Source organism: Scytonema sp. UIC 10036 (genome assembly GCF_009725235.1).
On record NZ_WJFC01000095.1, the window covers coordinates 26,524 to 46,482 of the forward strand.

A 19,959-nucleotide genomic window follows, 5' to 3' on the forward strand; every position below is an offset into this window, starting at 1 on the left:
CCTTCACACCTTATCCTTGATACTTTGCCCTTCATGCTTCAGTCAGCTACTTCTGAAAAGCCTGGGGAAAGTTTTTAAAGTTTCGAGGACCTTGATAGCCGGAAATTTGAGCTAATTTCTCTAATGACTGTACGTTGGGATAAAGTTTTCCATTAATTTGCCAGGAAGGATAACCTTGAATCCCAGCTGCTTGGCATAGATCGAGACGGGGATTTTTACCTTGAGGATCGCATTCTATAGCGTTAATTTCCTGATACGCCTCTTTACCAAAGAGTTGCTTCTGTTCGTGACAGTGAGGACACCACCAAGCTACATATTCCTTAGCTCCAATTTTGGTTAGGTGACGTGCTAACTGAAGCTCTGCTTCACCAGAAGTGGTGGTAATCTCCCAACCAACACCGGGCTTGGGTTGACCTGTTGGTGATAACGTGGGAGTATTTTGATCGGCGGTGGCTACAGGGTTACCAACATTAGCATAAATACCTAAGGTTCCAATTAAGGTCACCATGCCAACAATAATGGCTGTGAAGAAAATCTGTCCGATATCTTCCCAGTTACGACCGATAATAGTCAGTACTAACATACTAATAGAAAACAATGCTGAACCAAGGCAGTAAATACAAACTGCTTGAATTTTAAAAAACAGTAAGTACATCAAGTAGCCACTGAAAACAGACATTGCGATCGCACCGGCTAACAATAGCAACCAAGTTGCATTTTCTAGCTTATTGCGAATGTCTTTCTTCTGTGCTGGATCGAACGCAAGTGGTGCTAGAGCACAAGTTGCCATACCAGCATAAGCAATAAAGCCAAACAAGGCTAGGGGTAGACCAAAAACTGTAGCGTACTCGCTAGACAAGACTAAATCGCAGCTTTTGGTGGGACAGGCAGTATTTGCTTGTGTAAATTTTACGACAGTTAAATAAGCTGTTGTTATTGCACCAAGAATTGCGATCGCTCCTATAAGTACACGCGACCATCTGTGAATCCAGGGAGTAGAACGGCGGCGATTCATAACAATGTGAATGGTTAGTGGTTGGTGGTTAGTGGTTAGTAGTTAATAGAGCTACTAACCACTAACTACTAACCACTAACGAATGACTGAGGAAATAGATTTAGAATCTCCTTTGGAGTTCCAGCCTTTGCGTGCGGCTTCCACAAACTGACTCACCCGATTTGGGTCTATTGGTTGTTCGCGGCGACCGTGGCGTTTGAGAGAACTGGAAACAATGACACCATCTGCTGCCTGTAACAGTGTAGCAATATTTTCCCAGGAAGCTCCACTGCCTATGAATACGGGCGTTCCATTGGCAGCCGCACTGGCTAATTCTAAATCTTCTAAGTTGGTTGGGCTACCCGTAGACAAACCCGACAAAATGATAGCATCTGCCAAACCACGTTCAATAGTATCCTCAACAGCAGTTGTAAGATTCACGGAACTTAATGGATGGGCGTGTTTGACTAGTACATCGGCGAAAATTTTGACATCGCTACCCAATTCTCGCCGATAACGTAGGAGTTGGTAAGCGTCTCCCTCAATGATACCCTGGTCAGTTGCCATTACACCTGTCAGGACGTTCACGCGGATAAACTGCGCTTTGACACAAGTAGCGATCGCCATTGCACTTCTGCCGTCATTCCGCAAAACATTAATGCCCACAGGTAAGGTTACCAAACTTTGTATTCGCTGTGTCACCACAGTCATGGCACTTACAACAGCCGGATCGACCTGATGTTTTGTAAACGGGGCGTCAAAAAAGTTTTCTACAATGATACCGTCAACCCCTCCACTTGCCAGAGCGGTTGCTTCTTGTTCGGCACGGTCAATCGCTGCTTTGAGGCTACCGCCCCAGCGGGGTGAAGTAGGTAACGGTAGTAGGTGAACTACGCCAATAATCGGTGTTCGGGTTTTAAATAGCTGATACAAGTCCACGTTCTTAACCGCTTCTAAAAACTTACCTCACTCTACCTATAAATGAATGGTGTTGGATAAGGGCAACTCTGCGGTATCCCTTTCGCCATTGACTTGTCAGCGATCGCTGCTCTCATTCCCTTAATAAAAAATCATATTTCTTCTGTCTGAAGATGTAACTTAGCGTTAAACATTCTCTAAGATATGTTAAGATAATAGCTGTATACAGAGGAGTTTGCCACTCATTAAAGGCGAGGTAGCTTCCCCCAGGGAGGAGTGTCTGCTCTTAAAAATTGCAGGCTCAACCTCAACACATGAGGTCGCATTACCGCTATAATAGCGTAGTTACGCGCTGTTTTCCTATGGGTAGCGACTTCTCGAAACAAGCCACACTTACTTGATTGCGGCGAGATCGAGCAAATCAATTGTCGTTCTCACCAAAGTCATAGTAGAGGGCGGCTCCCCAACAGGTAAACTAATTATAGGCACGTTGCGGTAATGTAAAATACCAGAGGGCATTTGTTAAGAAAGATTGAGCGATATTGTCAAAATTTTCTAAAGACTGTTTATTTTTCTCCGGAAAACAGTTTATTGAAGATATCATAGCATGAACTCCAGATTTCAGGGTCATTGCTCCTGTTAGGTAGGTATGACCGAAGGAGTTACTGTGTGTCATGACTTGACAGAAAGACAAGTGCAAGATAGTCAGAAGCTAGCACTTGACTAAAAACCAACGATATAAAAGGAAAACCTCAAGGCTCTTTTATGATATGGGTGACAAGCCAACAATAGCAATTTCTCACCTAGGATGCGAGAAAAATAGAATTGATACAGAGCATATGCTAGGACTGCTTGTTGAAGCAGGATACAGCGTAGATACTAATGAAGAGTTAGCAGAATACGTTATAGTTAATACGTGTAGTTTTATTGAAGCAGCACGAGAAGAATCTGTCAGAACTCTAGTAGAATTGGCAGAAGCAGATAAAAAAATCGTTATCACAGGCTGTATGGCGCAGCATTTCCAAGAGCAGTTATTGGAAGAGTTGCCAGAAGCCGTAGCAGTGGTGGGTACGGGAGATTATCATAAGATAGTCGATGTGATTCAGAAAGTAGAACAAGGTCATCGGGTTAAGTTCGTTAGCGAACAACCGACCTATATTGCTGATGAAACAACACCCCGTTACCGTACCACAACTGAGGGCGTAGCTTATCTACGAGTTGCGGAAGGGTGTGATTATCGCTGCGCGTTTTGCATTATTCCTCATCTACGCGGAAACCAACGTTCTCGTTCTATAGAATCAATAGTTACCGAGGCTGAGCAATTAGCCAGTCAAGGGGTACAGGAAATTATTCTGATTTCCCAAATTACCACCAATTACGGTACAGATATTTATGGCAAGCCGAAGTTAGCTGAACTACTTCGTGCTTTGGGGAAGGTTGATGTTCCGTGGATACGCATGCACTATGCTTATCCCACTGGTCTCACTCCCGATGTGATAGCGGTAATTAAACAAAACAATAATGTCTTACCCTACCTGGATTTACCTTTACAACACTCCCATCCAGAAATTCTCCGTGCCATGAATCGACCTTGGCAAGGAAGAGTAAATGATGCGATTATTGAACGTATCAAGGATGAACTACCGGAAGCTGTGCTGCGAACAACGTTTATCGTTGGGTTTCCAGGTGAAAGTGATGAGCATTTTGAGCATCTGTTGCAATTCGTCAAACGCCATGAATTCGATCATGTAGGTGTCTTTACTTTTTCGCCAGAAGAAGGAACACCCGCCTACAACTTACCAAATCAAATTTCTCAAGAAATCATGGATGAGAGACGAAACGCGGTGATGGAACTTCAGCAGCCAATTTCTCTTAAGAAAAATCAGCAAGAAATTGGCAAAGTAGTAGACGTTCTGATTGAGCAAGAACATCCTCAAACAGGAGAATTAGCAGGTCGTTCTGGTAGATTTGCGCCGGAAGTAGATGGGCAGGTGTTTGTTAAAGGAAATGCCCGGTTGGGGTCTATCGTACCAGTAACTATCCAAAAGGCTGATGCTTATGACCTTTACGGTCAAATAGTTAATAGTTAGTTGTTAGTTGTTAGTTGTTAGTCGTTAGTCCTTGCTTGTTTTTCTAGTAACCACTAACCACTAACGACTAACCACTAACCAAGAACCAAGAACCAATTTAATAGGAGAATTAATGAACCTTTCGTTTCTAGATTTAGGACTTTCCACCGAGCGCATTGAGCAGTTAGAAAAATTGGGTTTTAGCGCACCAACTAACATTCAATCACAAGCAATTCCACATCTTTTGTCAGGTCGTGATGTGGTCGGTCAATCCCAAACAGGTACGGGAAAAACGGCTGCATTTTCACTACCGATTTTAGAAAGGATTGATATCAATCAAAAAGCTGTGCAGGCTCTAATTTTGACACCAACTCGTGAATTGGCAATTCAAGTTCACGACGCAGTGAGTGAATTTATTGGCACCCAAGGATTGAAAGCTCTGGCTATATATGGAGGTCAATCAATTGACCGTCAAATTTTACAACTCAAGCGCGGTGTTCATATTGTTGTGGGTACCCCAGGTCGAGTGATAGATTTGCTGGACAGAGGCAGTCTAAAACTGGATAAAGTCAAGTGGATGGTGTTGGATGAAGCCGATGAAATGTTAAGCATGGGCTTTATTGATGATGTTGAAAAAATTCTGTCCCAAGCGCCAGAAGAACGTCAAACAGCTTTGTTCTCAGCAACAATGCCACCATCAATCCGCCAGCTGGTGAATAGATTTTTGAATTCCCCAGTGACAATTACTGTCGAGCAACCTAAAGCTGCTCCTAATAAAATTAATCAGGTGGCTTATGTAGTGCCCCGTCACTGGACAAAAGCAAAAGCTTTACAGCCCATCCTGGAAATGGAAGATCCAGAAACAGCTTTGATCTTTGTCCGCACCAGACGTACTGCGGCTGAACTCACCAATCAACTTCAGTCAGCAGGTCATAGTGTAGATGAATATCATGGCGACTTGTCACAACAAGCGCGGGAACGGTTGTTAACTAGATTCCGCAATCGCCAAGTCCGTTGGGTGGTAGCAACAGATATTGCAGCACGGGGCTTGGATGTCGATCAGTTGTCTCACGTAATCAACTTCGACTTACCTGACAGCGTAGAAACTTACGTCCATAGAATTGGTCGTACAGGACGTGCCGGAAAAGAAGGAACAGCGATTACTTTAGTACAGCCTTTTGAACGTCGCAAGCAGCAACTCTTTGAACGACACATTAAGCAAAATTGGCAAGTTCTGTCAATTCCAACACGGGCGCAGATTGAAGCAAAACAGTTAGACAAACTGCAAGTTCAAGTTCGTGAAGCATTGGCTGGCGAGCGCTTAGCTTCATTCTTGCCAATTGTCAACGAGTTGAGCGAAAAATACGATCCTCAAGCGATCGCAGCAGCAGCGTTACAAATCACCTACGATCAAACTCGCCCTGCTTGGTTGCAAACAGAAGATATTCCAGAAGAAGATCTCGTACCTCCAACTCCCAAACCCAGACTGCGCTCAAACCGCCGTGGCGAAGGTGGCGGCGATCGCGATCGGCACCGCTCTTCCTGGACAGCAGAAGCTGGTAACCAAGATGGAGACAGACGGACTCCCAAGCCCAAACTCCGGACAGGTGGAGCGCGTCGCGAATCTTCCACCAATCGTGAATCCTCTGGGCTACCAAAGAAATTAGGTTCTAGTGCAGCGACTAGAGAATCAGCTTCATAAATTGTTAGTCGTGGGTAGTTAGTGGTTAGTGGTTGATAGAACAACTAACAACTAACAAATCACAACTAACCAAGCCAGCAATTTCAGCCCAAACGTCAAGTCCTTGTGTTGGTTGGGCTGCTTTTGCATTGGTAAGGAGTGCAAGATCCCCGACTTCTTAGAAAAGTCGAGGATCTTGTTTTTGTTTATCTGTAGATAAACAATGCAAGGAATGTTGTTTTCTTTCGTAGTACGAATATACTATGAAAGAAGGGAAAAATCAATGTTGAGAATTTTGAAACTCTTGTCTTGCAGGTTATACCTGTACAGCCGAGAATTCTATTTGCTACGGAAAGTCCGCTCTCAATTCTAGGGTAACTTATGAGGCAAGTCATTAAGCAGGTCAAAAAGCGATGCAAGCTCGATCTACACCAAGGTGATACTAAGTATCAGCTTTGGAGGTTAGATAAGTCAGAGTATGAAAAATTAAGAGACAATAGCCTCCCAATAGCAGATGATTTTCGCTTTTATCTGGAACTTTATCTCAGCGATCGCCAGGGAGAGAATAGACTGAACTTAGCAGAAACATTGGTTATTTTAGAATGGATTTTTGGAGAGAGTAGTAATTTATTCGATGATTGGAAAAGTTCTTTCTGTTTTCCTATATTACTAGTAGTTAAGAAAGAAATAGGAAACTTATATTATTTAATGAATATTTACGATCGGAGAGGCTCTGTTTATTTTAGCCTTTATAGAATCATAGAAAATAGTATATATGGGTACGAGACACAAAGATTGAGAGAGCCGTTTGAATTAGAATTTTCCCGTCAAGAAATTAATTGCTTTTTAAGTTACTTTTATAGTTATCTCTTTGGATACTTTCAAAGTGTAAGAGATATTATCTCACCTCAAAACTTTATTAAAAAAGTAGATTCTAATTTAATTATTTACGGTTATAAAAATGGCGAATACTTCGAGGATCAATACGATTCTGCATCCACCTATCAAGAAGCTATTAGAATCTTTGAAGAAGTGGATGGAATCTTGTTGAAGAAAACAGATATTGATGCTCTTTTACAAGAGATTACTAGTGAATCTCTTGAAAGATAGAAAATCATTCCAGAGCAGAAAAAGTTTATCTTAGGTTTGTAGTTGCGCTTTAGCGCATGGATTGCAACTAGCAAGTGCTCTACGAATATCACTGGGACGTACAGCATTTCTAACCCTAATTTCAAACAAATCCTTTCTTACTGCTCGTCTAATAGTGTCTTCAATTTCTCTAATTTCTTTATCAAAACGAAAACGCAATTCGTTAGGGTATGTAGGTGTAGCCAGAATTAGAATTAAAGTTTTTTTCACAACTCGCCTCTTGACGTTATTCTATTAGCGCTTGACACAAAGTTAGCGCATACAATTTGATACAGCCTGGAAATTCTATTAATGTAGAAAATTTATTAAATAATTTCTTACAAATTTCCTACAAACACATCACTTTGAATGCGGAAAGCGTCGTTGCTATTTGTGTTAACTTAAAATTCAAACCCCTTTCCTAAGGTCGTTTTTCATTTCTAAATCTGACAAGGAATAACCCGGATTTCTCACCAATTTCCTAAAGCTTATAAAACCTATATTGGCTGTTAAATAAAGTGTTCAACACTCTGTTGGAATCAAAAGCCCATCAAAAATGTCCAAAACATCATTTGGGCAAAGGTGATAAAGAGTCCGCTTGTGGAACCTGTAAGAAATCCGGGTTAAAGCTATTAGACAGTAGAAGTTCTTTTAACTTTTATGTACACGCCACTTTTTATAACCAAATAAAGACATTACCAGTGTGAGTACCAACAGGGGTGTTAATGTTGAGGACTCGGGTATCCTTACTGGAGGCGTCACAGGTGGAGTCACAGGTGGTTGTTCTCCAGGCGGCTGTTCACCTACAGGAGGAGTTACAGGAGGTTGTTCGCTGACTGGAGGGGCAACTGGAGGTGGGGGTGCATTTTCTGTATCTGAGTCATCATCTCCACCACCGCCACCAAAGGCAAAAGGTATAAGAGCTAGGGGAATAGCACCAAGTACCCAGAAGGGGAATGCACCACCACGACCGCCACCGGGGACTGCTTGAGATACAACGTCTCCTTGAACTAGAAAAGGAGGAAGTAAGGTGTCAGCATCTCCAACTGGTAAGCCTCCTGGTAGGGCAGCAATAAAAGAGTCACCTGGGAGAGCGATCCCAGTGACTACAGCATACTCTTCAGGAATACCAAGCGGAGGACGGTTATACTCTGCATTACTTTGATTAATCGGCAGTGACAGCACCTCAAGAATATTGTTTTGGAGTTGTGCTTGATTCCCACTCCTTAATGAACGCACTCCTTGAGAAAATTGACGTGCATAAAGTTGTTTAACGTCTGACGGAAGATTTAAAGCCTGGATTTGTTGTTGGGCGTTGGGAATTTTTGCTGCTTCTTCTAGAAGCAACCGTCCGTAAGAGTATTTCAAATCCAGCAATCCGTCACGCAGGCTTTCAGATGTTCCACTTCCCTCTGGCGACCAGTAAAAGTTTTTCGTTACCTGCCCCAAACCTTGTACGGGTGTTCTACCAACTGACTGTCCGAGAGTATATCTATATCCATCTAAAATATATGGGTCATCGTTTGCCCAGAATGAGGACAAAGGTACTAATGAGAGATTGGGGTTATTGCCGTAGTAGGAGGCAAAATTCTGGAAGTTTGCTTGCCCACCAGCTGCACGGATAAGTAATTCTTGGTAAGTAGGACCGTTGTTGGATTCTACTATTTGTTGAAGTATTGTTGCAGACTTATTACAGCCTGCACCAAACCCCACATCACAGGTGGGGATACCGCGCAGTAGGGTTAAATCCCGCCCGGACAATTGGTATTGAAGATAATTTGGTTCTAGCCCTGGTTGGATTCCATGAATACCTACATTTAACTGCGCTAATGCCTGCTGTGGTGCAGTGATTATCGCTGCTAAATAGGATGTGAACGCAATTGCGGTTTTTACGATACGGGATTTAAACAAGCCTAACCTCCATTCTCGCTTGGTATGGTCTGTGGTCTTGATACGGTTTTAATGAAAAAACTCAGTGCGTAAGTGTTATGACGCAGGAGAAGCAACTAAGTTCTGGGGCGCGTTAATATTTATGGTGATTCCCGTACCTTGCAGGTCTCCTCCTGCAACTGGGTGGTATAAAACAAGCCCGCGACTGGGTTGGTCAAACAGATAACCTCGCCGTGACGGTTGTACTTTACCTTGCTCAACTAAGGAAACAAATGCTGACAAGTATCTTTGTATACTTGCCTGATTCTGTGTATTCGCTTTTGTATGATTCTGGATGAGCTTCATAAACAATTCAACGGTACGATCGCCTTGCTCTTGGAGCGGAGTCCCTTGGTCTAGAAAAGAGGTAGCTATTAGCGCTCCGTTGATTTGTTGTACTTTGAAAAGCGTATAGTAGCGCCCTGGTTTTTGTTCGTCATTGGCATAACACACCCAAGCCCCCTCAGCATTTTGCACAAAACCTTGCTGTGCTAAATAGGAAAGCGGAGAATTTTTCTGCTGATTTGATGGTGGAGGTAATAAACCCTCAACAGTGTTATACGAGCAAATCTGCTGTGTGTTTGTATTATTTGTAGTTTGCGAGCGGGGATTTGTAGTATTTGTATTGGTTGGTTGTGTTTCAGTTGCAGGTATTGGTGTACTATTTGTATTAATAGGCTGCGTTTGGGTGCTGGGTATTGGTGTACTATTTGTATTAATAGGCCGTGTTTGGGTGCTGGGTGTTGGTGTAGTCTGTGCAGTACTGACAGCAGACATAGCGGTCATCGCAGACACGGAAAGGGCACATACACTTAATAAATGAGCGAGCGTATTCATAAGACTTACATTTTTATATGTGGCAAATAGACAAAGGCAGAGGTTTTTCACTTGACAAAAAGCCAATCGAGATTTTAATATCGATTACGGGCTTAGAACTGAAACAGCTTTATTAACAGCTACTTAGCTACCTGCCAAATAAAATTTTTTTCAATCTTGCGCTTTGGGTTTGCTGCTAGCACAGATTCATTCTCTTGATTTGTATTTTCACACAACATTTTCATATATTTAACCTCCCATGAGAATTAGGCTTTACCCTAAGGTAAAGGTAGCTGCACCCTTGCTTATGAGAGAAGGTATTTTATCTTTCAGACCGAGCGGCTAGCTTTGCTCGTCTCGCTCTATTTGTAACAATTTAACCATATGATCTCCCTCCTACTTAGGGGCGATCGCACTTTACCCTCTAGTATGAGTTTTTTGTGACTTCAATCACAATACAGTCACTGCTTTAAACTATACTCAATAGGACTTGAGCCACAGTTTTGCAGAAACTTACTTACCCCCGGAGTATTGCTTTTATGAAAATCTTACACATTAATCATACACGATCCCGAAAAATCACGCTATTTCTTTACAAGTCTTGTCAAATTTGATGTTATGCAATCTTTTCTATATCTTATAGCGGAGTCAGGCAACAGGTTTTACTTCTCGATCGACAAAATATTCCTTTGATTGTCTTTAGTCCATGTTGAAACCTCTAGTATCATCACTAGAGCGTCGTTACAGCACTCAGGAGACAAAACAACTGGTATCCGTATCATTTCATGCGAGGGAATCGTGGCATAAGATAGGCTAGAGTGTCTAAAACCGGAATTAGCAATCGAGATTTGAGAATTAGGTATTGAGAATTGATACTCAATTCTCACCTCTACTCGCCTTATCCCCCTGCACCCTTGTCCCCTTGTCCCCCTTGTCTCCCATGTTTTCCTTACTCGCCTTTCCCCCACTACCGACTTTTAACTTAGAACAGACCCTACAGTCTGCCGAACAAATAAAGAACACAACCACGCAAACAGTTCAAACTGCTATCTCTTCATCCCTAAATCATTGGGTTGAGCAACACCCTATACTTTTCAAGTTAGTACAACTTATTGACGTAGCGGCACACCACCTAATTATTAGTGTAGTTATCCTGCTGTTCGCTGTTTCTCTCCTCAGTAGTTTTATAAAAGCCATAAGCCGATTTATTGAAGCAGCAAGTCTGTCACTTTTACGACTTCCATTAAGGGGACTTCACTTTCTTGCCAAAAGGGGTCTTAAATCATTTAGCAAAATTGGTGCTTCAGGTGCAAAACAAGTTACAAGTACTCAGATGAGTGATGGTGATAGAGCATCTTTACTACCTGATAAGGCTCAACTAATTCTTCAGGGTAAACAGCAAAGATTGGCAGATATTTATATTCGTTTAGAGGAAATTCAAAAAGAACAAAATCAGCTTTTACAGGAAGTAGCAGAAATTTTGGGACTGCGTACTATGGACCAGGGACTGGGGACTGGGGACTTGGGAGACAAGGAAAAATTACGAATAAATATCACCAATCCAAAATCTAAAATCTAAAATCCAAAATGTTCCTATTTTACAAAGACTTAAGGTTAATGTGTATTTTTAACGAATAACATATGAAGTATATGTAAAATATATTTTCACCCCTAGGGGTATCGTCAAGATTTGAACAGTACATAATTTTATTGTTTAATTCCTGAAAATGATATAAGCTATATTTATATAATAAATGATTTTTCTATTTAAGCTTCTCGGTCAGGATTGCTTACCACATTTTTTAGAATAACGTCAAACCATCTGTAAAAATTCATCATAAGTTAAATTTTTGCTATTTTTAAAAGCATCTGGGGACTTTTAAACGGTAAATTCGTCCCCCCATCAAGGTACCAATCAATTGCTTGGGAATTGCTCTACCAAACAAAAACGTCAATATCATGACTTTAATAGGATTTTAAAAGGGGTTGATTGATTTACAGTCAATTAATACTGAAGATGAGTAAAAAATCCGCAGTTTTACTATAGACAATCATTAAGCTAACAACACTTAATTGAGTAAGAGGTAGATCGCAATGAATCTAGAAAACAAAATTTCACCAGCTTTTGAACCTTTTCTTGCTGAAATGGGAGAAGATGACAAACGGGATGCGATTGTGATCTACGAAGCGCCGCCTAGTGAAGGCTTACCACCAAGAGGGCGTTTGCGCGAATTAAAAAAGCGGTTGGTTCAGGTTCAACAGCAAGCAGCTATTCAAGTAGCGGCTGAAATCTTTGATGATTACCAAGAAGCCACTCTTGACAAAGGATATCACGACGAACCTCTGGGGTTTGCTACCATTGGTTCCGGTGCATTGCCAGTAGCAACGGTTGAAGTGACTCCCAAAACGTTGGCGGCTTTGGTAGAACAACCTAATGTTGTTGCTATTTTGCCCAATCAGAAAATTCACCTGATTCAGCCAAGAAAAATTGAATATTCTGAGTTATTCGCTGAGGAAAGTAAAGAAAATTTCACTTGGGGACTCAGACAACTCGATATTCCCAAGTTATGGGAAAAGACAACTGGAGAAAACATCAACGTCGCTGTTTTAGATACAGGCGTGTATGCCGCTCATCCAGCACTCCAAAAACGAGTCAAAGAATTTGTTGTCATCGATCCTCTGGGGAGGCGGATTAATGCAACTCCGGCTTTTGATTGCGGGCAGCATGGGACTCATGTTTGTGGAACTATTGCAGGCGGACAAACTGCTAGAGGTTTATCCATTGGCGTTGCACCACAAGCTAATTTATTGGTTGCTGGTGTGCTGATAGGCGATACCACTCTGAGAACTTTATTGGAAGGTATATCTTGGGCTATCGAAAGAGGGGCTGATATTATAAATATGTCTTTAGGTCTTAGCTACTACGAACCTCTCTTCGCTGAGGTACTTGACATTCTCGTGAATCAGTATGGTATTTTACCAGTAGTAGCGATCGGCAACGAAAACCACGGTAATACTAGCTCACCTGGTAATGCATACAATGCCTTCAGTGTGGGTGCAATAGAAAAACTGCCAGACGACAGGGTTGATGTCGCTTTCTTTAGTAGCGGAGCAAGCCTTGTGTTTCCTGGAGACGAATCAAACAATTTGGTCACAAAACCAGATGTTGTTGCCCCAGGTGCTCAGGTCTACTCTTGCATACCACCGACGAAAACACCAAACGGAACCTACGAGTATAACTATATGGATGGCACTTCTATGGCAACCCCACATATTGCGGGTGCGGCGGCGCTATTAATGGCGGCGAAGCCAACAGCACCTGTGACGGATATTATGACTGCACTGAAGGAGACGGCACAGCATCCAGGCGGAACCGACCGTCGTCCCGACAACCGTTGGGGATGGGGAGTGGTGCAACCCGTGGAAGCGTTAAATGCTCTTAGTAGTTGAGCCTCCAGGAACGTGCATCATGTACTCAAACAACACAGCTTTAAAGAAAAATAAAATTAGTTCTGAGTTTGCCTGTCGGTTGGGCCACCTGGCCCCCCAGCAAAAGGTAAGCGTGATCGTGTTTTTAAAACTGGAGAATTTTGACAGCCCAGTTAACTCACGCTTAACTAGATCCGAACGGCGAGCCACAATGGAAGGGATTCGTAACTCAGCCGCGCAAGCGCTAGGTTACATCAAGAAGATCGTCCAGGATTTCGGCGGCAAGGAATTAGCAGAAAGACCTGACGCATTGGGTTCAATTCCTATCGAAATATCTGCTGCAGGAGTCAAAGCTCTTGCTGCATCCGATGTCGTTAAAGCCGTTTTGGAGGAGCAAGAAATTGTTCCGGCAAATGGCACAAACAGGGTTTACATTCACAACCGCGAATGCTAGAATAGCATTTCAATGTTACTGTGGATACTGTTGTCTAAAGAAGCTATTAGTTTTTATTATAGCTGTCTTTGGCAAGAGTTTTACAAGCGTTGGGGAGACAATTTAAGAATTATTTCATCTTTTTCTCCAGACACCCAGTTAGCAAAACGTTGAGCCAAAGACGGTACGAAGGCGAGAGGGTTGCTGAATCCGGAAAAAACGTAAAGATTTTCACGTCCGGAAATGAGACCGATTACAGGAAGTGCATCATGACTGAATGACACCAAACAGCGATGGCAAGTTCCTGATAAATTCCCCAAAATAGGCAAGATTTTTTTCAGCCCCTCTCGTATTATTGCTTCGCTTTCTGCCGAATCGGTACGAGCTAAGGGGTTTGTCAAAGCACGACTAATCTGACCGAATCGGAAGCTACCATCTTTAAATTGAACAGCGCCCGTATCAAGAATGGGGGGTAGAACTTCACAATCGGGTTGTGTCCACACACGATCGTTTTTAGAAGATTCAATCTCCAATTGAAATCGGTTGAGATGTGCGGGCATAACCAAGGTTTTTAATCGTAAGCTACCTACAGGTGGAGTTTCGAGCATTTCCGCGTGAGTGAAATACAGCTTGATGGCAACGTTAGATGACTGAAATAATTGTCGGCTGAGACCCCCCGCACAAACAACAGTGTTAGCACTATAGTACATTTCTGTAGTGGTCTGTACTTCAGAGAGGATAGGGGATAGGGAGTAGGGGGTAGGGAGGAGGTTTGTGACTTGCTCGATCTTCATGTTGCCTCCAGCACGCAAAAAAGCTGTAATATAACCAAGGGCTGTTTTGTCTGGGTGAATGTGACCGTGTTTGACAGTTAAAGCGCCTGCAATCGCATTTGGATTCAATAGAGGTTCTAATTCACAAGCTTCTTTAACGCCAAGTAATGTAGGAGGAATGGCAAAGCGAGTGTAAGACGCCGCCACTTCTTCTGGATTGGTGTCCGCAGGAATCGTTAAAAGTAAATCTAATTCTCGGAATTCTGTATCAAAATCTAATTCTTCCGACAAGATTTGATGGCGTGCAATGCCTTCAGCACATAATTGTTTGGTAAGTGGACTAGTACCAGACCAAAAAGCGATTCCACCATAACTATATCTAGTAGCATTTTGTGGAATTGCGTGCTGTTCTAACAACAGAACTGCATATCCCTTTTTAACAAGTTCATAAGCGAGTGCAGCACCCGTAATACCAGCACCAACAACAATCCAATCGTAAGTTTTCATTTGGTTAGAACGCATAATTTTAGTGGTCACTGGTCACTGCTACCTATACAACCAAACACGTAGTAGAGACAGCAATTGCTCGGTATCAACTGGTTTGGTAATGTAATCCGATGCACCCGCTTCAATGCATTTTTCTCTGTCGCCTTGCATTGCCTTGGCAGTTAATGCGATGATTGGTAAAGATTTAAATTTACCGTGCTTGCGAATTTGACGTGTTGTTTCATAACCATCCATTTCAGGCATCATCACATCCATTAGAACTACATCAATGTCTGGCGTGTTTTCCAAAATATTAATGCCATCTTTACCATTCTCTGCATATAAAACCTGCATTTGATAGCGCTCTAACATACTTGTCAGAGCAAAGATATTACGTACATCATCATCGACAACGAGAGCTTTTTTACCCGTAAGCACGCGATCGCTGGTATGCAACTGTTCTAATATTTGTCGCTTGGGTGCGGGTAATTCTGCCTGAACCCTGTGTAAGAATAAGGCTGTTTCGTCAAGGAGGCGTTCTGGAGAACGTACACCTTTGATAATAATTGTTTCTGCTAAGCGTTGCAGCTGAATGTCCTCTGTCCTAGTCAACTCCCTTGCAGTGTAGACAACGATCGGCAGGACTTCACCATTGGGATGTTGCTTGATTTGCTCAATGAGTTCAAACCCATTCATATCGGGTAAGCCCAAATCCAGAACTACACAATCAAAACGCTGACTACGTATCGCTTCTAGGGCTTTAGCACCAGTACTTACAGCAGTGGTAACAACATCACTATTGCCAATCAATTCTACGATGCTATACCGTTGAGTTTCATCGTCTTCTACAACTAGCAGGTTTTTCACCCGACGTTCAACAAAACTTTTAATCTCAGTCAGCGCTTGATGCAACTCCTCAGTACTTATAGGTTTTTTTTGGTAAGCAATCGCACCTAGTTGCAAGCCGCGTTGCTTTTCATCTTCCACAGTCATGATATGCACTGGGATGTGACGCGTATTCGGATCGTGTTTCAAGCGATCGAGCACCGTCCAACCATCCATTCCTGGTAAACGGATATCAAGCGCGATCGCTGCAGGCTGAAATTGCCGTGCGAGTGCCAAACCCGTACTACCATTATGGGCAACAATGCACTTGAACTCCATCTGTCGCGCCATATCTAAAAGGATGCGGGTAAAATTTAGGTCATCTTCCACAATGAGAAGTACGCGATCGCCTTCTTCGAGGTTACGCCTGTCATCAATTAGAGGACTGGGAGGGAGTGGGAGAGGAGAGGAAGGTGGGAGAGGAGAAGAAGGCGAGAGGGGGAGAGTGGGGGAAGTTGGAATTTTTGAATCTTGAGGGGGTAATTTTAAATTGTCTTGTCCAAGTGGTATGTAAAGTGTAAAAGTGCTACCCTCACCCAGGCGACTGACAAGCTTAATTTCTCCACCTAGCAGGCGGGTAATTTCGCGGCTAATAGACAAGCCTAAACCAGTACCACCATACTTACGACTGGTAGTCCCATCTGCTTGTTGAAACGCCTCAAAAATGATTTTCTGTTTTTCAGGTGCAATGCCAATACCTGTATCGTTGACAGCAAAACCAATGACAATTTGAGCGCGATTTAAAGTTTCGCGATCGCGGCTCCATCCCCGTGTTGCAACAAAGATCCGCAAGCGGATTTCGCCTTGCTCTGTAAATTTAAAAGCATTTGCCAGCAAATTGTTCAACACTTGTTGCAAACGTTTTGCATCAGTCTGAAGACTTCTTGGGAGATCGGGAGCCGATTCAATGACGAAATTGAGTCCTTTCTCAACAGCAACTTGTCTGAAAGTACGTTCAACCTGCTCGTATAATTCGGCGATCGACACTTGGTCTATGTCAATTGACATCGTTCCCGATTCAATTTTAGCTAAGTTGAGAATATCATTGATTAATGCTAAAAGGTCTTTACCCGACGAGTAAATTGTGCTACAGTATTCGACTTGCTTGTCAGTTAGATTACCATCTACGTTATCTGCTAGCAACTTAGCCAAAATTAGCAAACTGTTTAGCGGTGTCCGCAATTCGTGGGACATATTTGCCAGAAACTCTGACTTGTATTGTGAAGAAAGCGCCAATTGTCCTGCTTTTTCTTCCAAAGAGAATCTTGCATATTCAATTTCTTGATTCTTGCGTTCGACTTCTTTTTTTTCTGCGGACAGTAACTCTGTCTTTTCTTCAAGTTCAGCGTTTAACTGCTGTAATTCTTCGTTAGATTGCTGTAACTCTCGTTGCTGTTGAATCAAAAGTTCTTCCGATGCTTGCAACTCAGCCGCTTGTTGTTCCAATCGTTCGTTACTCTGCTTGAGTTCTTCTTGCTGATTTTGCAACTGTTGCGCTAAAGTTTGGGACTGTTGCAGCAGTTGTTGAGTACGAGTATCAGAATTAATCGTATTTAATACGACACCAATAGTTTCAGTGACTTGATCTAGGAATGTTAGATGAATATCTTGAAAGCGTTGAAAGGAGGCTAGCTCTATCGCTGCTATGACTTGATTTTCAAATAATACAGGTAGCACGATAATATTCAACGGTTTAGCTTCTCCCAAACCAGAAACAATACTGATGTAATCACTCGGTACATCTGTTAGTATAATTTTTTGTTTTTCTAGAGCACATTGTCCAACCAATCCTTCCCCCAGACGGAATTGATTAGATAGGTGCTTGCGTTGCTGGTAAGCATAGCTATTGAGAAGCTTTAGCATTGGCTGCTTATCAACAGAATCCAATATATAAAACACACCTTGTTGTGCGCTTACTAACGGTGCTAGCTCACTGAGAACCATTCTTGAAACTGTTTCTTGACTTCTTTGACCTTGTAACATTTGGCTAAATTTAGCTAGATTGGATTTCAGCCAGTTTTCTTGATTGTTTCTAAGAGTTGTCTCCCGTAAATTGACAATCATTTGGTTAAACGCTTGCGCTAACACCCCAATTTCATCTTGGCGCTTTCCAGTAGATACACTCAAAGATAAATCTCCTGTTGCCAACTTTTGAGTCACTATAGAGATTTCTTGCAAAGGTTTAGAAATATTTCTATTGAGATAAATAGCAATTAAAGTTAAAAATAGAAAAGATAACGGGATACCATAAACAAGAGTATCAATTGCTTGTTTGGTAGCTAATTGAGTTGAGAGAGAACGCTGTTCTAATAATTTACGCTCCTCTGTTTCCATCTCAGTAATTATGCGCCGTATTTCATCTGTCACCGTTTTGCCATTATCTGTTCTTAAGAATTGCCTGATAGATTCAATTCCTCGTTTGTCTTGTAAGAAAATAGAATTTTGAATATTAGCTAATTTCCGGTCAACTCTTGGTTTTAAAGCATCTAGTCGGCGCTGCTGGTTGGGGTTATCTGCTGTTAGTTCGCGAAGATTTTTGACTGTCTTATCAATAACTGAAAGTGTGATATTGTAAGATTCCAAATAACGCCTGTCCCCAGTTAGTAGGTAGTCACGTTGTACTGTTTCAGAATCTTTAAGCTGAGAAACTAAATCATTTAACTTTCCAAGCACCTCATAAGTATGAGTTTGCCAGCGAGAATTTTCAATAAGATTATTGGTAGTGCGGTATGCAATGAATCCAACAGTACCAAGAATTGCTAACCCTAATGCAAAACTTGCGCCTATCTTGTAGCCAATTCTTAGATTAGAAAACATTTTTGGCTCTTCCGGTGGTTTTATGGTACAGCATTAAAATTCCAGTTTTATAGAAAATCTCAAAAACTTAAAATCCAGTTACAGCAAGGAGTTCAGCCTGTAATTAGGTTTGATTTATTATTCTGTTCCATAAAATGTACTGAAGAACCACATTTTTTAGCAAATAATAATAATTTAGATTTTAGATTCCTCTCGTTCCCAGCCTCAGGTTGGGAACAAGGAAAACTGGTCACTGGTCACTGGTCACTGGTCACTGTTACCTATACAACCAAACGCGCAGCAGTGAGAGCAATTGCTCGGTATCTACTGGTTTGGTAATGTAATCTGATGCACCAGCTTCAATACATTTTTCTCTGTCACCCTGCATTGCCTTAGCAGTCAGCGCCACAATGGGTAGAGATTTAAATTTACTGTCTTGACGAATCAAGCGAGTTGTTTCATAACCATCCATTTCAGGCATCATGACATCCATCAACACAATATCAATATCTGGTGTCTTTCGTAAAAGTTCAATGCCATCTCTACCATTTTCAGCATACAGAACCTGCATTTGGTAGCGTTCCAACATACTGGTGAGAGCAAAAATGTTGCGTACATCGTCATCTATGATGAGAACTTTTTTGGTGACAAGCACGGGGTCAGAATTTTGCAATTTTTCCAGTATTTGTTGCGTTGGTGCGGGTAATTCAGCTTGAACTCTATGCAAGAACAAAGCCGTTTCATCCAAAAGACGTTCTGGAGAACGTACATCCTTGACAATTATTGTTTCTGCCAAGCGCCGAAGTTGAGTGTCTTCTGTCCGAGTTAACTCTCTTGCCGTGTAGACAATAATTGGGAGTGCTTCACCATTGGGGTGTTGCTTAATTCTTTCGATAAGTTCAAACCCAGTCATATCAGGTAATCCCAAATCGAGAACAAGGCAATCAAAATGTTTGTTGCGTACAGCTTCTAACGCCTCAGTGCCTGTTTTGACAGCCGTGGTGGCAACATCACTGTTACCAATCAATTCTACAATGCTATGACGTTGAGTATCATCATCTTCTACTACCAACAAACTCTTAACTCGACGTTCGACAAAACCTTTTATCTTGTTTAACGCTTGATGCAAGGCTTCGCTGCTAACTGGCTTTTGCAAGTAAGCGATTGCACCTAGTTGCAAACCACGTTGCCGCCCTTCCTCAACTGTCATAATATGTACTGGAATATGACGGGTTTTGAGGTCATGCTTTAAGCGGTCGAGCACCGTCCAACCATCCATTCCCGGTAAGCGAATATCCAAAATGATAGCAGCAGGCTGAAATTGTTGTGCTAAAGCTAACCCCGTACTACCGTTGGCAGCAACGATACATTTAAATCCTTGTTGCCGTGCCAAGTCTAACAGAATGCGCCCAAAATTCAAGTCATCTTCAATAATCAGCAGTAAGCGATCGCCCGCTTCAATATTGCCCCTATCGTCAATCAGGGGATTGGCAATTGGGGAATTAGGAGTTGGCAGTTGGGAATGAGAGTTGGGACTGGGGGTTAACGTAGAAGTTGGAGTGGGAATGTATGGTAGTTCCCAAGGAATAGAAGAGTTGGGGGATGTGGGGACTGGGGAAGCG

At 42.2% G+C, this 19,959-nt stretch carries 15 protein-coding genes; 6 read left to right on the forward strand and 9 right to left on the reverse strand.

Translation table 11 applies throughout. The features are described 5' to 3' along the window. Positions 1-46 precede the first annotated feature (46 nt). From F7734_RS34380 to F7734_RS34390, 3 genes are all read right to left on the reverse strand, one after another. Positions 47-1,015 carry a vitamin K epoxide reductase family protein gene (locus tag F7734_RS34380; RefSeq protein ID WP_155749002.1) on the reverse strand — a complete coding sequence of 323 codons (969 nt, stop codon included), beginning with the start codon at positions 1,013-1,015 and terminating at the stop codon, positions 47-49. 75 nt (positions 1,016-1,090) lie between these two features. Beyond that, positions 1,091-1,933, reverse strand: coding sequence for a photosystem I biogenesis protein BtpA (btpA, locus tag F7734_RS34385; protein ID WP_166482330.1), 843 nt, complete (start codon positions 1,931-1,933; stop codon positions 1,091-1,093). A gap of 454 nt (positions 1,934-2,387) precedes the next feature. Then, positions 2,388-2,588 carry a hypothetical protein gene (locus F7734_RS34390; protein ID WP_155749003.1) on the reverse strand — a complete coding sequence of 67 codons (201 nt, stop codon included), beginning with the start codon at positions 2,586-2,588 and terminating at the stop codon, positions 2,388-2,390. Positions 2,589-2,682: 94 nt separating this feature from the next. On the opposite strand from F7734_RS34390, the gene rimO reads away from it, so the two are divergent. From rimO to F7734_RS34405, 3 genes are all read left to right on the forward strand, one after another. Continuing rightward, a complete protein-coding gene (gene rimO, locus F7734_RS34395) occupies positions 2,683-4,002 on the forward strand; it encodes a 30S ribosomal protein S12 methylthiotransferase RimO (protein WP_155749004.1) in 1,320 nt (439 codons plus the stop codon). A gap of 112 nt (positions 4,003-4,114) precedes the next feature. After that, entirely contained in the window at positions 4,115-5,683 is a 1,569-nt protein-coding gene (locus tag F7734_RS34400; protein ID WP_155749005.1) for a DEAD/DEAH box helicase, read from the forward strand. 360 nt (positions 5,684-6,043) lie between these two features. After that, positions 6,044-6,772: a hypothetical protein gene (locus tag F7734_RS34405; protein ID WP_155749006.1), complete on the forward strand. Its 729-nt coding sequence runs from the start codon at positions 6,044-6,046 to the stop codon at positions 6,770-6,772. A 30-nt stretch (positions 6,773-6,802) separates the two neighbouring features. Here the strand turns inward: F7734_RS34405 and F7734_RS34410 are convergent, their stop codons facing one another. The 3 genes from F7734_RS34410 to F7734_RS34420 form a co-directional block, all read right to left on the reverse strand. Then, complete coding sequence (locus F7734_RS34410) at positions 6,803-7,021, reverse strand: hypothetical protein (RefSeq protein WP_155749007.1); 219 nt, start codon at positions 7,019-7,021, stop codon at positions 6,803-6,805. A gap of 420 nt (positions 7,022-7,441) precedes the next feature. Continuing rightward, entirely contained in the window at positions 7,442-8,701 is a 1,260-nt protein-coding gene (locus F7734_RS34415; RefSeq protein ID WP_155749008.1) for a hypothetical protein, read from the reverse strand. 75 nt (positions 8,702-8,776) lie between these two features. Further along, positions 8,777-9,556, reverse strand: a complete 780-nt coding sequence (locus tag F7734_RS34420; protein ID WP_155749009.1) for a hypothetical protein — start codon at positions 9,554-9,556, stop codon at positions 8,777-8,779. A gap of 919 nt (positions 9,557-10,475) precedes the next feature. Between F7734_RS34420 and F7734_RS34425 the strand changes: the two genes are divergently transcribed. The 3 genes from F7734_RS34425 (at position 10,476) to F7734_RS34435 (ending at position 13,418) form a co-directional block, all read left to right on the forward strand. Then, positions 10,476-11,114, forward strand: coding sequence for a hypothetical protein (locus F7734_RS34425; RefSeq protein ID WP_166482331.1), 639 nt, complete (start codon positions 10,476-10,478; stop codon positions 11,112-11,114). A 515-nt stretch (positions 11,115-11,629) separates the two neighbouring features. Next, on the forward strand, positions 11,630-12,985 hold the full coding sequence (locus F7734_RS34430) for a S8 family serine peptidase (RefSeq protein WP_155749011.1): 1,356 nt from the start codon (positions 11,630-11,632) through the stop codon (positions 12,983-12,985). A gap of 118 nt (positions 12,986-13,103) precedes the next feature. Next, positions 13,104-13,418 carry a hypothetical protein gene (locus tag F7734_RS34435; protein ID WP_243147240.1) on the forward strand — a complete coding sequence of 105 codons (315 nt, stop codon included), beginning with the start codon at positions 13,104-13,106 and terminating at the stop codon, positions 13,416-13,418. Positions 13,419-13,498: 80 nt separating this feature from the next. Here the strand turns inward: F7734_RS34435 and F7734_RS34440 are convergent, their stop codons facing one another. The 3 genes from F7734_RS34440 to F7734_RS34450 all read right to left on the reverse strand — a co-directional run. After that, positions 13,499-14,677, reverse strand: coding sequence for an FAD-binding oxidoreductase (locus tag F7734_RS34440; RefSeq protein WP_155749017.1), 1,179 nt, complete (start codon positions 14,675-14,677; stop codon positions 13,499-13,501). Positions 14,678-14,716: 39 nt separating this feature from the next. Then, complete coding sequence (locus tag F7734_RS34445) at positions 14,717-18,358, reverse strand: response regulator (protein WP_155749013.1); 3,642 nt, start codon at positions 18,356-18,358, stop codon at positions 14,717-14,719. 256 nt (positions 18,359-18,614) lie between these two features. Next, positions 18,615-19,959 (reverse strand): response regulator (locus F7734_RS34450; protein WP_155749014.1); only part of this gene is annotated, 1,345 nt, incomplete at its 5' end.